The organism is Hwanghaeella sp., from assembly GCF_965227365.1.
GTDB lineage: Bacteria > Pseudomonadota > Alphaproteobacteria > UBA8366 > Aestuariispiraceae > Hwanghaeella.
This window is the reverse complement of sequence record NZ_OZ245754.1, coordinates 3,658,790-3,674,578: the sequence shown is the minus strand read 5'-3', so window position 1 is coordinate 3,674,578 and position 15,789 is coordinate 3,658,790. Positions and strand designations below refer to the sequence as shown.

At 60.2% G+C, this 15,789-nt stretch carries 9 protein-coding genes and 1 CRISPR repeat array (1 of these 10 running past the window's edge); of the genes, 5 read left to right on the top strand and 4 right to left on the bottom strand.

Annotation, left to right across the window (positions count from 1 at the left end):
- Positions 1 to 16 precede the first annotated feature (16 nt).
- The gene (locus ACQK2G_RS16835; protein WP_425406197.1) at positions 17 to 1,120 is read left to right on the top strand and encodes an aminotransferase class I/II-fold pyridoxal phosphate-dependent enzyme; all 1,104 of its coding nucleotides are present in this window, start codon (positions 17 to 19) and stop codon (positions 1,118 to 1,120) included.
- Positions 1,121 to 1,229: 109 nt separating this feature from the next.
- On the opposite strand, the gene ACQK2G_RS16830 is transcribed toward ACQK2G_RS16835, so the two are convergent.
- The 4 genes from ACQK2G_RS16830 to ACQK2G_RS16815 form a co-directional block, all read right to left on the bottom strand.
- The gene (locus ACQK2G_RS16830) at positions 1,230 to 2,924 is read right to left on the bottom strand and encodes a methyl-accepting chemotaxis protein (RefSeq protein ID WP_425406196.1); all 1,695 of its coding nucleotides are present in this window, start codon (positions 2,922 to 2,924) and stop codon (positions 1,230 to 1,232) included.
- Between the two features lie 175 nt (positions 2,925 to 3,099).
- Positions 3,100 to 4,890 carry a TRAP transporter permease gene (locus ACQK2G_RS16825; RefSeq protein ID WP_425406195.1) on the bottom strand — a complete coding sequence of 597 codons (1,791 nt, stop codon included), beginning with the start codon at positions 4,888 to 4,890 and terminating at the stop codon, positions 3,100 to 3,102.
- 91 nt (positions 4,891 to 4,981) lie between these two features.
- Positions 4,982 to 5,953: a TAXI family TRAP transporter solute-binding subunit gene (locus ACQK2G_RS16820; protein WP_425406194.1), complete on the bottom strand. Its 972-nt coding sequence runs from the start codon at positions 5,951 to 5,953 to the stop codon at positions 4,982 to 4,984.
- A 168-nt stretch (positions 5,954 to 6,121) separates the two neighbouring features.
- Positions 6,122 to 8,617 carry a GcvT family protein gene (locus tag ACQK2G_RS16815; protein WP_425406193.1) on the bottom strand — a complete coding sequence of 832 codons (2,496 nt, stop codon included), beginning with the start codon at positions 8,615 to 8,617 and terminating at the stop codon, positions 6,122 to 6,124.
- A gap of 332 nt (positions 8,618 to 8,949) precedes the next feature.
- Here ACQK2G_RS16815 and ACQK2G_RS16810 point away from each other — a divergent pair, with 332 nt between their 5' ends.
- From ACQK2G_RS16810 to cas2, 4 genes are all read left to right on the top strand, one after another.
- Positions 8,950 to 9,270 carry a cupin domain-containing protein gene (locus tag ACQK2G_RS16810; RefSeq protein WP_425406192.1) on the top strand — a complete coding sequence of 107 codons (321 nt, stop codon included), beginning with the start codon at positions 8,950 to 8,952 and terminating at the stop codon, positions 9,268 to 9,270.
- Between the two features lie 203 nt (positions 9,271 to 9,473).
- On the top strand, positions 9,474 to 12,662 hold the full coding sequence (gene cas9 / locus ACQK2G_RS16805; protein WP_425406191.1) for a type II CRISPR RNA-guided endonuclease Cas9: 3,189 nt from the start codon (positions 9,474 to 9,476) through the stop codon (positions 12,660 to 12,662).
- Positions 12,659 to 13,561, top strand: a complete 903-nt coding sequence (gene cas1, locus ACQK2G_RS16800) for a type II CRISPR-associated endonuclease Cas1 (protein ID WP_425406190.1) — start codon at positions 12,659 to 12,661, stop codon at positions 13,559 to 13,561. Before cas9 ends, cas1 begins: the two co-directional genes overlap by 4 nt.
- Entirely contained in the window at positions 13,558 to 13,890 is a 333-nt protein-coding gene (gene cas2 / locus ACQK2G_RS16795) for a CRISPR-associated endonuclease Cas2 (protein WP_425406189.1), read from the top strand. Before cas1 ends, cas2 begins: the two co-directional genes overlap by 4 nt.
- A gap of 74 nt (positions 13,891 to 13,964) precedes the next feature.
- Positions 13,965 to 15,789: direct repeats of the CRISPR family, unit length 36 nt; unit sequence AGTGTAGCTGACTAGGAAATGCGGTCCAACCGCAAC; it runs 189 nt beyond the window's last position.

The following is a 15,789-nucleotide window of genomic DNA, read 5'->3' as shown; positions in this document are numbered from 1 at the left end:
GCCAGGAGGACGCCCTATGACAGACAACCATATTCCCTTCACGGGTGTCGTAAGGGCCCTGCCCGCGTCGACGCCTTTCGTTGGGCCGGAAGCACTGGAGCGGACCCGTGGCGGCAAGTTTCGTGCCCGGATCGGTGCGAATGAAAGCGCCTTCGGCATGTCGCCCAAGGCGAAGGCGGCGATCGATGCGGAAATCGCGAACGCGTCCTGGTATGGCGACCCCGAAAACTATGAATTGCGGGAAGCCCTGGCCGCCCATCACGGCATATCGATGGACGAGATCTGCGTCTGTGCCGGGATCGACAATATCTTCAGTGTCGTGGTGCGCATGGTCGTCTCGCCGGGCGTACCGGTCGTGACGTCGCTCGGCGCCTACCCGACCTTCAATTATCAGGTCAACGGCAATGGCGGTGTTCTGAAAACGGTTCCCTATCACCGCGACAAGGAAGACCCAGAAGCCCTGCTTGCGGCGGCGCGGAACGAAGGCGCCCCGTTAATCTTCATCGCCAATCCGGACAACCCGATGGGCACTTGGCATGACGCGGACACGATCCAACGGATGATCGACGGGGTCACGCCGGGCAAGCTTCTGGTTCTCGACGAGGCTTATATCGAGTTCGCACCGGAAGGAACGGCGCCGCCCCTCGATACCGCCAACCCGCATGTCATCCGGACCCGCACCTTCTCCAAGGCGCACGGGATGGCCGGAATGCGGATCGGTTATGCCATCGGGCACAAGGATCTGATCACGGGGATGAACAAGATCCGCAATCAGTTCGAAGTCACCCGCCTGTCGCAGGTCGCGGCCCTGGCCTCGCTGCATGACCCGGACTTCGTCAAGTCGGTCGTGGTGGAGGTCGAGAAAGGCAAGCAGGAGATCGCCGCCCTGGCGGATCGCCACGGTTTCATTTCGCTGCCCTCAGCCACCAATTTCGTGGCGATCGATGTCGGTAACGGGGACAAGGCCAGGGCGATACTGAAGGCCCTGGACGCGGAAGGCGTCTTCATCCGCATGCCCGGCGTTCCGGTGCTGGATCGCTGCATCCGGGTAACGGTCGGCACGGCGGAGGACCGCGCCGTCTTCGCGGAAGCTTTCGACAAGGTCATTGCCGCGCTTTAGCCCACGCACAGGCGTAAGGCGGGATGGCAAAAGAAGAACGGCGCGGCCATCGACCGCGCCGTTCTCCGTTCAATGGGTCGCGGCCGCCTGATACGGCGGACCGCCGGTCTTACACCGCGTTGTTGCGGATCGTGCCCAGGAACTGCGAGACTTCCTCGTTCAGCTTGCGGGTCTGTTCTTCCATCGTGTGAACGGAAGAGACCATGCCTTCGACCGTAACACCGGAATCTTCGGCCGACTTGGCGACGCTGCCGACGATCTCGGTGACTTGAGACGTCCCGACGGACGCCTGCTGAATGTTGCGGGCGATCTCTTCCGTCGCAGCGCCCTGTTCCTCGACCGCAGAGGCGATCGCGGCGGAAATCGAGTCGATCTTGCTGATGGTTTCCGAAATGCCGGCAATGGCTTTGGCGGAATTTGCCGTCGCCGCCTGCATGCCCGCGATCTGCTCGCTGATTTCTTCCGTCGCCTTGGCGGTCTGACTTGCCAGGCTTTTCACTTCGTTTGCCACAACCGCGAAACCCTTCCCCGCCTCACCGGCGCGCGCGGCTTCGATGGTCGCGTTCAAGGCCAGCAGATTGGTCTGTTCCGCGATGTCCTGGATCAGCGAAACGACGTCACCGATACGCTGGGCGGCTTCGTTCAAACGCTGCACTTCCTGGTTCGTGCTGTCGGCCTGTTCGACCGCTTCGCGGCTGATGGCGCTGCCCTGCGCGACCTGGGAACTGATTTCGCGGATCGACGCGCTCAGCTCTTCCGCCGCGGCGGAAACGGTCTGCACATTGCCGGACGCCTGATCGGCGCTGGCCGCCATGGTGCCGGCCTGACTGCTCGTGGAGCGAATGGCGGAATTGACGGTCTGCGCATTTTTCTGGATGTCGCCGGCGGCGTTGGTCAGAGCGGAAACGACGGCACCGACGCTCTGTTCGAACGTATTGGCGATCCGGACACGCTCTTCCTGGCGGCGGCGGCTTTCCTCTTCTTCCTTCTCCAGGGCGGAGGCGCGCAACTCGTCGCGCTCCTTGACGTCCTGACGAAGCTTCAGCAATGCCGAACTGATCTCACCGATTTCGTTGGTCAGGTCGGTGTATTTGATCTCAACCGTATGGTCGCCTTCCGCGATCCTGTTGATCGCGCCCTGCACGTCGGCGAGCGGCTTGGTGACCGAACGTGAGATGAGGATCGATAGGCCGAAAGCGATCAGCAGTATTACAACCGCGACGCCCCCGAGTTTGATGGCCTCATGCATGAAGACCGCATCGACATCGTCGATATAGACGCCGGTACCGACCATCCATCCCCAATCCTTCTGCCATGCGGCATATCCGAGCTTGGGGGCTTCGACATCGCTGTTGGCGCGAGGCCAATGATATTCAATGTAGCCGCCGCCGGCCTTCGCCTTGTCGATCAGTTCCTTGACGATGAAGACGCCGTTACTGTCTTTGACGCCGCTAAGATTCTTGCCTTCCAGGCTCGGCTTGGCACCATGGACCGCACCGACGCCTTGTTCGTCATAGGCGAAGAAGTAACCGTCCGCAGCGAACCATGAATCCCGGGCCACCTGCTTTGACCGTTCAATTGCTTCTTCACGGGTAATTTCGCCCTTGCGCGCGCGCTCGGCCAGTGCGTCCATGGCGCTGATGACCGCCGCGACATGTTCTTTCAGCGTCGTCCGACGGTCTTCCATCATCTGATCCCGTACGGATTGCAGGCTGATGACCGCAAGCACGATGATACCGATGGCCGTGACAATCGCGGCGACCGTCATTTTCCGGCCGACCGGCCAGTTGTTGAAGTTCAGCATTCTCTAATTCCTCGAAAAGAAATCGCTCCCGGTGCAATGGCACCGGTTCGGTCGGGGCGGTTCATGGTTACCGCGCCTGAATGTCTTCGATGGTATTAGACAATGGTAAATAAAAGGTTATTCGGCGGCGCGATTCTTCGAGAGGTTGGATTTGGGTGCCAAACCCAACCGCGCTTCAGGCCCAATTCATGCCGACGAACACCACGCCGAGCCCGATTGCGACAAGAAACAGTCTCAACGGCCAGGATTGGGCTCCGATCAAGCCGTAGGACACCAGTGTCAGTCCGATGCCGAGTTTCACGCTGGCCAGGATCGCCGATATCGTATCCGCTTCCAGACCGATGACCGCCGGGTTCGCGATCATGCCGAGCGGGATGATGTAAAGCCCGACCCCCAACGCCATCGCCGTCAGAGCGACCTTCAGCCAGTTCTCCCCGATCATCCCGGCGGCGATGAAAACTGCGCCGCAGACCGGCGGCGTGATGGTCGACAGCAGGGCGAACCAGAAGACGAAGAGATGCGCCTGAAGCGGCTGCAGGCCCAGTTCGATCAGGGCCGGCCCCGCCACCGATATGCAGATCACATAGGCCGCGGTGGTCGGCACTTCCATGCCCAGGATCAGACAGGCCGCGGCCGTCAGCAGCAGTGACGGCCACAGCAGTCCGCCGGAACCCGACAGGATCAACGAGGTGATCTTCACGCCCAATCCGGTGATCGACAGAACGCCGATGATCAGCGAGGCGCAGAGGATGATGGAGGCAATCATCGCCACCTGACGGCCGGCGCCCATGAAGGCGCCTTCCAGGCGTTGCGCGGTCTGCGCCAGATCGATCTTCAGGTTGCCGTTGACGATCAGCATGGCCGCGCCGGCCAGCGTCGCGAGGCAGGCGGCGTATTGCGGCGTGACCTGGGACACGAACATGCCCCACATCAGCACGGCGAAGGGGACCAGGAAAAAGGCGGCGGTGATGATCACGTCGCGCGTCGCGGGTTTGTCCTCGTCCGCGATGGGCGCCAGATCGAAACGCCGCGCATAGGCGTTGATGCCGATCCAGACCGCGAAGAAATACAGCAGCGCCGGCGGCAGGGCCGCGGCCATCACGCTGGTATAGGGAACGCCTGTCAGTTCCACCATCACGAAGGCGCCGGCCCCCATCAGCGGCGGCATGATCTGCCCGCCGGAGGACGCGACGGCCTCTACCGCGCCGGCCAGGCGCTTGGGATAGCCCAGCTTGGTCATGGCGGGCAGGGTGATCGCGCCGGTCGAGGCGACATTGGCGGAGGCGGAACCGGAGATCGATCCGAACAGGGCGGAGGACAGGACGGATACCTTGGCCGCGCCGCCGTTCAGCCGGCCGGCCGCGGCGGCGGCGATATTCATGAAACCCTGGCCGGCCTCGCCCGCGTTCAGGAAGGCGCCGAAAATGACGAAGACGGCGACGACGTTGACCGAAACGCTGGTCAGGCTGCCCCACAAACCGCCTTCCGCGATGGTCAACGTGCCCAGGAAACTGGCGAGCGGCGTGCCGGAATGACCGAACTCGCCCGGAATATGCTGTCCGAGCAGACCGTAGAGCAGCGCGATTGCCGCCACACTCGGCAGTGGCCAGCCGATCGCCCGCCGGGCGGCTTCCAGCACCACCAGGATCAGCACGGCCGCGATTCCGATTTGCAGATTGCCCTCCAGGAAACCGTATTGATCTCCCAGCATATCCCGGTTCAACGCGATCCACAGGCAGGCCGCCACGCCCAAGGCGGCCAGCAGTATCCCGCTGATCCTCTCCCAGCCCGGCCGGGCCGCCAGCACCAGAATCCAGGGCAGGGCGAAGGCCATGTGGATCGGCCGGCTGATCAGGTTCGGAACCAAGCCGTAGAAGATCAGGCCGAGATGGAAGACGACGAGGCAGATACCGAGTCCCAGCCAGAAAAACCGGGAAAAACCGTCGAGGGGGCGTTGGTGCAGCATCGTATTGCCGTCTTGAAGGGGGAAGGTCGGTCGGAAAAAACCCGGGCGAGGCGGCTGCCTGCCCGGGTTCGTTTGAGCAAGTGCCGGGCGCTTACATCTGCGCGTCGGTCAGGGCCATGCCGGCTTCCTTGTAGTATTTCACGGCACCCGGATGGATCTTGCCGATGATGTTTGCCATCAGACCTTCGTCGACGCCGTTCCACCAGGCGGCGGCGGCGCCCATCTTGGCCTTCTGCTCCCAATAGGTCTTGGTCAGTTGATAGGCGGTGTCCTCGTCCATCGCGGTGGTCGTATAGGCGACGACGGGCAGCGAGGTCGTGGTGATGTCGCTGGTCTGGCCGGTATAGGTGCCGGCCGGGATCACCAGCTTGGTGCGCTTGGTCTGCGCGATCTGGTCGTCGTTCAGCGACAGGACTGTGACGCCGGTCGTGGCGGCCGCCTCGATGACGTTCGGCGCGGGCCAGGACCCGGCGGTGACGAAACCGTCGATCTGGCCGTTCTTCAGGGCGGGAACCGCGTTCGAGAGTTCAATCTCGGCCAGGTTCACCTTACCCTCCAGACCGAAGAGGCCGAGATATTTCGCGCCTTCCTTCGCCCCGAACGAGCCTTTGCCCAGCAGGATGGTCTTGCCTTCCATGCCGGCGAAATCGGTGACGCCGCTCTTGTCGGACATGACGAAATGCATGGTGAGCGACGGGATCGGGAACAGGGCGCGGATCTCGTCGAATTTCGGATCGCCCTTGCCCTCGAACATGGCCTTGCCGCCCTGGGCCAGTTTGACCAGCACCGGCGGAGTGGTGAAGACGTAGTCGCCGCCGCGGGCCTTGGCTTCCATGACGTTCTGGACCGAGCCCTGGCTTTCCTCGACGGTGACGATCACCTCGCCGTCGGTGCCGGCCTTCATCGCCTCGGCGATCTGCACGGCCATCTGATAGTAGGAGGACGTGGACTTGGCGGATTTGTAGGTGACGCGGGTTTCCGCGGAAGCGGGCGCGGCGGCGGTGAAACCGACAGCCGCGGCCAGCGCGATGGCGGTTGCGGCGGTCTTGAACCGGTTGTGCATGTTCATCCTCCCCTTATTCGGATGGCTGTGATCTGGCGGCCCTTGGGCGCGTTTGTTGGATCGGTGACTCTATAGAGAATGCGCCCGCTGGCAATGCCGCGATGCCCCGGAAATCGAGGAAATCGCGGCGCGATCAGAAAAGGTGAATAGACCGCCGGTCCGCAGCGGTCAGGCTTTTACACGCTCCGATTTCGGGTCGTACCAGGGCTTGAACTGCAGGTCGATCGGATAGCGTTTCCAGGCCACCTCGACCTCCCAGTTGCCGCTCGAAATCCAATCCGCGGTGACGCCGTCGGCATTCTTCACATAGCCCATGCCGATCGAGGCCCCCGCACCGTCATTGAGGCGATGCCCCCAGGCGCCGGACGTCACCGAACCGACAACCTCACCATCCCGCAATAGCGGTTCTTCATGATACAGCATCGGCGCGGATTCGCCCTGTTCCCGTATCATGATTTGCACCAGCCGCCGGTCGAGCGCCCCCTTGCGGTCGCGTTCCTCGCGCTCAGCCAGAAGCGCGTCGCGGCCGATGAAGCCGCCGGGCTTTTCCCAGGCCACCGCGAAGCCCAATCCGGCCTGCAGCGGAGAATCCTCGTCGCCGATATCGTGCCCCCAATGGCGATAGCCTTTTTCCGTCCGGCAGGCGCCCATGGCGAAATAGCCGCAATGGGTCAGGCCGAAATCGCCGCCCGCGTCCAAAATCGCCTCGTAGACATTCTGCGCGAATTCGCCGGGAATATAGATCTCCCAGCCCAATTCGCCGACATAGGTCAAACGGTTGGCGCGCACTTTGGCATAGCCGATTTCCAGTTCCCGGGAGGCGCCGAAGGGGAAGGCCCCGTTCGACAGATCCGCCCCGCTGATCTTTTCCAGCAGCGCCCGGCTCTGCGCGCCCATCAGTCCGATCATCGGCAACCCGCTGGTGATGTCGACCGCGACGCAATGGGCATCGCTCGGGATATGCGCCTTCAGCCAGGCCATGTCGCGGGTCTGCGCGCCGCCGGCGGTGACGACCCAGAACCGCGTTTCCGACAGGCGCGTGACGGTCAGGTCCGCCTCGATCCCGCCGCGTTCGTTCAGCCATTGGGTATAGACCGTGCGGCCCGCTTCCACATCCACCTCATTGGCGGAGATCCGGTTCAGCACGGTGCAGGCGTCCCGCCCCTCGACCAGGAATTTCGGGAAGGAGGACTGGTCGAACAGCCCGACGCCCTCGGCCATGCCGCGGCATTCCCGCCCGACCGCATCGAACCAGGAGGGCCGGCCATAGCTGTAGCCGAATTCCCGCTCCGCCGCGGTTTCGGCGAAGAACATCGGCCGTTCCCAGCCCGCCGTCTCGCCCATTGCCGCGCCGGCGGCCAGCATCTTGTCGTGCAGCGGCGTGCGCCGCGCCCCGCGCGCGGTGGTGGGCTGATAGGCCGGCCAGTGCATGGCATAGAGCAGGCCCAGCGTTTCCACCGTGCGGTCGCGCAGATAGTTCCGGTTCGATTGGAACGGCATCATCCGCCGGCAGTCGACATCGATCAGATCCATCGGCGGATGCCGGTCGCGGATCCAGTCGGCCAGCACCTTGCCGACCCCGCCGGAGGACTGGATGCCGATGGAGTTGAAGCCGCAGGCCAGGAACAGGTCCTTCACCTCCGGCGCCTCACCCAGGATATAGCGGTCGTCCGGCGTGAAGCTTTCCGGCCCGTTGAAGAACAGCGCGATCCCCGCCTCCTGCAGGATCGGCAGCCGGTTCATCGCCATTTCCAGGATCGGTTCGAAATGGTCGAAATCCTCCGGCAGGGTCTCGAAGGCGTGGTCGTCCGCGATCCCCTCCATGCCCCAGGGTTTGGCAACCGGCTCGAAACAGCCGAGCAGGATCTTGCCCGCATCCTCCTTGTAATAGGCATGCTCGTCCGTCACCCGCAGCACCGGCAGGTCGCCCGGCAGGTCCTTGAGCGGTTCGGTGACGATGTAGAAATGCTCGGCCGCGTGCAGCGGCACGTTGACGCCGACCATCCCGCCCAGCGCGCGCGACCACATGCCGCCGGCGATCACCAAGGTGCCGGCGCGGATCTCCGTCTGTTCGCCGCCTTTGGTGATCGCCACGCCCACGGCGCGGCCGTTCTCCACCAGGATGCGGTCGACCCGGGTTTCCTCGAAGATCTTGGCGCCGCCCATCCGCGCGCCCTTGGCGAAGGCCTGGGTGGTGTCGATCGGGTTGGTCTGGCCGTCCCCCGGCAGATGCACGCCGCCGACCACGCCCTCGGTATTCAGCAGCGGATGCATCTCCTTCAACTCATCGGCGGTCAGCACCCGGCATTCCAGCCCGAAACTCATCGCCATGGAGGCGCCGCGCTTCAATTCCTCGAGCCGGGCCTCGGACAGCGCCGTGCTCAGCGATCCGTTCTGCTTGAAGCCGGTCGACTGCCCGGTTTCCTTTTCCAGGTCGAACATCAGCTCCGTCGTGTAGCGGGCCAGTTCGGTCATGTTCCGGTTCGCGCGCAGCTGCCCCATCAGCCCGGCCGCGTGCCAGGTGGTGCCGCTGGTCAGCTGCTTGCGCTCCAGCAGGACCACGTCGTTGATGCCGATCTTGGTCAGGTGATAGGCGATGGAACAGCCGGCGATTCCCCCGCCGACGATGACGACATCCGCTTGCGACGGCAAGGCAGCAGCCATGGTGAAAACCCCCAAGAATAAAGCGCCAGAACAAGAATAATGCGCCACAGATGAGAACCGACCCGGTGACCCGGACGACCGAAACCGCACGATAGCCGCAGCCCGGTCGAGGGGCCAGACTATCCGCGCCGGCGCCCCCCGGGGGCAACAGAATTCCTCACGAAGCGGTTGCCTGGATTGACCGGCTGCGCAATTGGCCCCGCCCGGACGCCCGCGATTGGCGATACGTCCGGCGCGTGCGGCGCGCTAGTCTGGGCGTCGATACCCCTTTCAACCAGAACATTGGCCATCCAGAATAACGGCCCATCCAAACGCGACGGAGATGACAGACCATGTGCAGCGACGACAAAACCGGCGACGCGAAACCCGGCACCGCCCAACCCACCGTCTTCATCGACAACGACCGCACCCGTGTCACCGAATGGCGGTTCAAGCGGAAGGGCGACAATACCGGCTGGCACCGGCACGAATACGATTACGTCGTGGTGCCCCTGTTCGACGGCGTGCTGGAAATCGACCTGCCCGACGGCAGCCGCACCACCGCCCAGCTGCAGAACGGCGTCCCCTATTTCCGCGAGGTCGGCGTGGAACACGACGTCATCAACGGCAACGATTTTGAATGCGCCTTCGTGGAGGTGGAGTTTTTGAGGTAGGGGGGACCTGAGCCCATCCCGGATAAACGAAAGGCGGACCCTGGGTCCGCCTTTCGCATTTTGTGGTCTTAAACCTTGTTAACGGAAAGACCGCATTTCCGAGTCAGCTACTACTCAGGGTAATAATATGCGGTATCATTTGCCATGATACAAGGCTTTCTTGGCATCAGAAGGGGTCATAAGAAGGGGACGGAGAATTTCCCATGAACACATGGCGGCTCGGCATTGACTTGGGCACGAATTCAATAGGGGTTGCGGCGCTCACGTTGGATCGGGAGAAACGGGTCAGCGGACTCCTGGATCTTGGTGTTCGTATTTTTTCCGATGGTAGGAACCCGAAAGACAAACAGTCCTTGGCCGCCAAGCGGCGTGTGCCGCGGGGTATGAGGCGAACCCGTGACCGTGCCAAGAACCGCAACGCGCGCTACCTTCGGGAACTTCAGGAATTCGGGCTGATGCCCATTCAATCCTGTCCGCCAACGAAGGAGGAGCAGGCATTACGCGCGACGCTGGAAGCTAAAGATCCATATATCCTGAGGACAAAAGCCCTGGATGAGCGCCTTGAGCCGTTCGAGATCGGTAGAGCCTTGTTCCATTTGAAACGCCGAGGGTTCAAGTCGAACCGCAAGACGGATGGTGGCGACGAGGACAACGGCAAGATTCGGGATGCGGCACGCCGAACCAGGGAGTTACTGGAAGAGGCCGGTGCGCGCACGCTCGGCGAATGGCTGGGCAGGTCCAGATTGGAAGTCGTCGCCGAGAACGAATGTCGGCGGAAAGGAGAGCGGGTTCCGTCACCCCAGGTACGAACGCGATTGCGGGGCACCGGCGCGAAGGCCCACTACTACTTTTACCCAACCCGCGACATGATCCTGGACGAATTTGATCTGCTGTGGAAGGCCCAAAAGGAGTGGCACGAAGAACTACTAACGGACGATGCGTATAATACGCTTCGTGAGACATTAAGCTGGCAATGGCCCCTGAAGGCCCAGCCCGTCGGCAAGTGCCGTCTGGAGCCGACCAAGGAACGTGCGCCGCGAGCCCTTCCGAGTGTTCAGCATTTACGAATTTTCCAGGATCTCAACCATCTGGAAATACAGATGCCGGGTGCGCCTTGGCGCAAGATCACGAAAGAAGAACGGGATGTGTTGGCTGCCAAGGCGTTGAAGCAGTCGAAATGCGAATTCGAAAAGATGCGCAGCTGGCTGAAATTGCCGAAGAATGCCCGGTTCAATTTTGAAAGCGAGCGGAGAAAGCATCTCGACGGTGACCTGACGGCAGCGAAAATTCGCAGCAACAAGTTTTGGGGCAAGGGTTGGGATGATCTGTCTCTCGACGTTCAAAATGCAGTTGTGCATCGGCTGTTGAACCAGGAGGACGAAGCGGTCTTAATCCGCTGGTTGCGACAAGAACACGGCCTCTCGGAGGAAACGGCGACAGCGGTGTCGCGGGCTTCGTTGCCTTCAGGTCATGGTGCTTTCTGTATCGAAGTTTCAGAGCGGCTGTTGAAGGAGCTCACCGCTGACGTTGTGGCCTATGACGAAGCCGTTCGCCGGGCCGGCTATGACAGTCATTCGGCATTCGAGAATGAGACCAGCCCGTCCGGACGATTGCCGTACTACGGCAAGGTCCTGGAACGACATGTCGCGTTCGGTTCGGGAGATCCCGGCGACAGCGATGAAAAACGTTACGGCAAGATTGCCAACCCGACGGTCCACGTGGCCTTGAATCAGCTACGACATGTCGTGAACGATTTAATCGGGCGGTTCGGTCGGCCGACGCAAATCGTTGTCGAAGTCGCACGGCAACTGCCGCTCTCGGGCCAAGGGCAAAGGGATCTGGAACGGCAACAGAAAGATAATCAGAAAACGAACGACCAACGCCGTGAAATCTTGGCCAAACAGGGTATAGCGGACAGCTATGCAAACCGGCTTCGTCTTCGGTTGTGGGAGGAATTGAATCGCGACGACCCGTTGGATCGCCGCTGCGTCTTCACCGGGGAACAGATTTCGATCGCGCGTCTGTTCTCGGATGAGGTGGAAATCGAGCACTTGTTGCCTTTTTCGAGAACCTTGGACGACAGCCCAGCAAACAAGACCGTTTCGATGCGTTCCGCGAACCGCATCAAAGGAAGGCAATCGCCGTATGAGGCATTTGCGCACAGCCCGCAAGGTTTCGACTGGGCAGCGATATTGGCACGGTCTGAAAATCTTCCCGGAAACAAGAGGTGGCGTTTTTCACCGGATGCGATGGAACGGTACGAAAATGGCGACCGGGATTTCCTGGCGCGTCAGCTTGTCGACACACAGTACATCGCACGCGTTGCGAAGGACTACCTGGATGTGACAGGGGCCGACGTTTGGGTGACGCCCGGCAAATTGACTTCCGACCTTCGATGGGCCCTCGGGCTGGATAGTGTTCTGCCCGGGCATAACGCCGAAGAAACCGGAAACGTGTCGAAAAACAGATTGGATCACCGTCACCATGCGGTTGATGCCCTGGTTGTCGCATTGACTGATCGTCGGCTGCTGCAGCAGGCGGCGACACTCTCCGGTCGGCGTGAGGCGGAGAACCATTTTCGTTTGCTCCCGAACCTCGGTGATCCATGGCCCGGTTTCCGGGACGACGTCCGCTCATGCGTCGACAACATCGTTGTTTCACACAAGCCGGACCACGGTGTTCAGGGCGCGCTTCACAATGATACGGCCTATGGGCTACTGGACCCGAAAGCAGAGCCGAATGGCGTGCGTGATGTCGTGCACCGCGTGCCGTTGGACAGCTTCAAGAAACGGAAGGATTTGGAACGTATCAGGGACGACGTGCTTAGAGATTATTTTTTGCGGAATACGCATTCTGTCGCCGACAAGGATCTCGGAAATGTCCTCGTGGAACTGGGAGAGTCGCTTCGTCCGCCTGTCCGCCGAGTGCGCATTGTCGAACGTCTGAATGTTATCCCAATCCGCGACGATGCCGGTGAAGCATACAAAGCCTATAAAGGTGATGCGAACTATTGCTACGACATCTTCACCGATCAGAAGGGAAGGTGGACCGGGCGCGTGATCTCTCGCTTCGAAGCGAACCAGGAGGGGTTCAATCCCGCCAACAGGTATTCGACGGACGGCGAGCCTCTTGTTATGCGGCTGCGCGTCAATGACATGCTTGAGCTAGAGAACGACGGCGCGCGCCAGATAATGCGCATCGTCAAGTTGGCATCAGGAAAGATAACACTCGCGGCGCATCATGAAGCTGGAAGCCTCAAGGCGAGGGACGCAGACAAGAATGACCCTTTCAAATATTTGACGTTATCACCATCAAGCCTGCAGTTGCGAAATGGTCGGACGGTGCATTCAAGCCCGTCGGGCGTTATCCGTCACAAAGGCAACCTGTCGTGATTGGTCGCGTGGTGGAAGTCGTCCGTGATGGCGCGCATCTTTCTCTGGATCGCGGGTTCATGCGCGTTTCTGTGGCCGGAGACGAAGTGGGGCGAGTTGCTGTTGATGACATGTCCGCGCTTGTCGTTCGCGGTTATGGGGCCACGGTGTCGGTAAATCTGTGCTCGCGTCTGTCGGATGCAGGATTGCCGGTGGTGATCTGTGGGGCAAACCAGTCGCCGGATGCGTTGATTTGGCCTGTCAAAGGGCACTTTGAACAAGGCCGCCGCATGCAGGCACAGGCGGAGGCAGGACGCCCTTTGAGAAAACGGCTTTGGCGTGACTTGGTGGAAGCCAAAATCAAGGCGCAGGCAACGGTTCTGGAATATTCTGGACAAAAGGACGAGCGTCTTCCGCAGATGGCCAAATCCTTGAAATCCGGTGACCCGGACAATGTCGAGGCGCAGGCCGCGCGCCGATACTGGCCCAAATTGATGGGGGACGATTTTCGCCGTGAACGCGATGCCGGCGGCCGCAATGCAATGCTGAATTATGGCTACACCGTGTTGCGCGCGGCGACCGCCCGGTCGATCCTTGCCGCCGGTCTTCATCCGTCGCTATCCGTCCATCATGAAAGCCGGGGTGACGCGCTTCGGCTTGCTGATGATTTGATGGAGCCATTTCGGCCCTATGTGGACCTGATGGTCGCGAAACATGGCCATGATGGGGAACTGGACAGGGATTTGAAGGCCGACATTGCATCGGTCCTGACACTCGACCTTATCGGACCGAAAGGCGTGCGGCCGGTACAGTCTTGCATCGACCATTTGGCTGTATCCTTAGCGATGATTTACACCGGCAAGGATCGGAAACTGGACTTGCCGAACGGCCTTCTGCCTTTGTCCGGTGCAGCCGCGTGAAGCATCTAAGCGGTTATCGTATCATGTGGGTGATGGTTCTTTTCGATCTGCCGGTGGTCGAGCCGGAAGAAAGGCGTGCCTACACTCGGTTTCGAAACTTCTTGCTCGATCAAGGATTCGAACAGGCGCAATTTTCAGTCTATGTTCGGCATACATCCGGCAAGGAAGCCGTGGACGCATTGACCCGCAAGATTGAAGACGAGGTTCCAGCGAACGGCAAAGTCGATATCCTGCAATTTTCGGATAAACAGTATGAGAACATCGTCAGTTTTCGGGGCAAATCGAATAAGTCCAACCCCAAAAATCCGCAGCAGTTCGTCTTATTCTGACGGCTGGGCGAATAGTTGTGTGCTGTGGATAACAGGGAATATCACTTGTAAATCAAAGCGATATTCCCTGCTCAAGTGTAGCTGACTAGGAAATGCGGTCCAACCGCAACGTCTAGGTGAGCAGTGGGACGAAGACATCAAGTGTAGCTGACTAGGAAATGCGGTCCAACCGCAACAACGAGATGAACTCGTCGTATTGGTCGTCAAGTGTAGCTGACTAGGAAATGCGGTCCAACCGCAACTTGTCGGCCATGTGAAGGATGCACGTCTTGAGTGTAGCTGACTAGGAAATGCGGTCCAACCGCAACAAGATGCGTTTGGGAATCCTGCTCAGAACAAGTGTAGCTGACTAGGAAATGCGGTCCAACCGCAACGATATGACTTGCATCCAAGCCCTGGGTATCAGTGTAGCTGACTAGGAAATGCGGTCCAACCGCAACCATCTTCCCCCACTTGTGGCAGGGCGGGTGAGTGTAGCTGACTAGGAAATGCGGTCCAACCGCAACACGTATCGCCGGCAATGACATAGTACCCGACAGTGTAGCTGACTAGGAAATGCGGTCCAACCGCAACGGCGGTCGCGAAGGTAAGAGAAGGCGTCCAGTGTAGCTGACTAGGAAATGCGGTCCAACCGCAACGTCGTCAATCCCATGGAGCACTTGGCTTCAAGTGTAGCTGACTAGGAAATGCGGTCCAACCGCAACTCCCGGTCCCGTCATCCGTGCCCGTGGTGTAGTGTAGCTGACTAGGAAATGCGGTCCAACCGCAACCAACGGCGCCGCCGTGTCTTCGTTGTCGGAAGTGTAGCTGACTAGGAAATGCGGTCCAACCGCAACGAGTCCAACCAACACCGATCGCCGCCGTCGAGTGTAGCTGACTAGGAAATGCGGTCCAACCGCAACTTGATGATTGGCCGTCGGCCCAAGCTGCGTAGTGTAGCTGACTAGGAAATGCGGTCCAACCGCAACTTAACTGGTAAAAGGTCGTACAAACCGCGAAGTGTAGCTGACTAGGAAATGCGGTCCAACCGCAACTCCGCTTTGCCCGCGATCTCCGCAACGCTTAGTGTAGCTGACTAGGAAATGCGGTCCAACCGCAACTGGCACATGGCAAAGGCGGTTCTGGATAGCAGTGTAGCTGACTAGGAAATGCGGTCCAACCGCAACGGTGTCGGGCGTGACGCCGATCGGGATCTCAGTGTAGCTGACTAGGAAATGCGGTCCAACCGCAACAACGTGCGGCTTGGGCCTTGTCTCCATACTAGTGTAGCTGACTAGGAAATGCGGTCCAACCGCAACTGCTCTTTGTTCCTTTACCAACCCAAACAAGTGTAGCTGACTAGGAAATGCGGTCCAACCGCAACTGTCCAACAGCACTTCAGCGTATTGCGGTGAGTGTAGCTGACTAGGAAATGCGGTCCAACCGCAACTTTGAAGGCGGCGGTGATTCCGCTAAAGACAGTGTAGCTGACTAGGAAATGCGGTCCAACCGCAACACGCCATGACGCTGAATTTCAACAGCCTGAAGTGTAGCTGACTAGGAAATGCGGTCCAACCGCAACGGCGTCCGGTTCTTCGTGGCGCCGTTGGATAGTGTAGCTGACTAGGAAATGCGGTCCAACCGCAACGCGTTTCGGCCGGCACCTTGTTCAGCCGGAAGTGTAGCTGACTAGGAAATGCGGTCCAACCGCAACAACCTTGTTCGACGCGAACCTAGAGCAGTTAGTGTAGCTGACTAGGAAATGCGGTCCAACCGCAACGAGGTACGGGAACGGCCAGGAGGTGGACGCAGTGTAGCTGACTAGGAAATGCGGTCCAACCGCAACGGCTCGCCCGGTACGTCGATCCAGCCTTCCAGTGTAGCTGACTAGGAAATGCGGTCCAACCGCAACGCGAAGAA